Source organism: Undibacterium sp. TC9W (genome assembly GCF_049339865.1).
Taxonomy (GTDB): domain Bacteria; phylum Pseudomonadota; class Gammaproteobacteria; order Burkholderiales; family Burkholderiaceae_D; genus Undibacterium.
Map to the genome: position 1 here is coordinate 1 of NZ_JBMPPJ010000087.1, position 302 is coordinate 302.

Genomic DNA, 302 nt, shown 5'->3' on the forward strand with positions numbered 1-302 from the left:
GCAACAGGAAGGCGCCGTCAACTGCGCGTTCTGGTGTTGGGATGTAGGAATCGAGTGCATCAGCCAGTTTCATGATGGCTTCTTCGCCCAGAGGACCTTTGTCGCCTTCGAGGGCCAGTTTAGCGGAGCCTTGAATGATAGGCAGATCGTCGCCTGGGAATTCGTATTTGGACAACAATTCACGAACTTCCATTTCAACCAGTTCCAGCAACTCAGCGTCATCAACCATGTCGCATTTGTTCAGGAATACGATGATGTATGGAACGCCAACTTGACGTGCCAACAGGATGTGTTCACGAGTT

1 protein-coding gene is annotated in these 302 nt (G+C 50.7%); it reads right to left on the reverse strand.

Features of this window, described 5'->3' with window-relative positions; genetic code table 11:
- Positions 1 to 302, reverse strand: a 302-nt coding sequence (locus ACO0LN_RS30350) for a GTP-binding protein (protein ID WP_422980493.1), incomplete at both ends; no start/stop codon positions are given.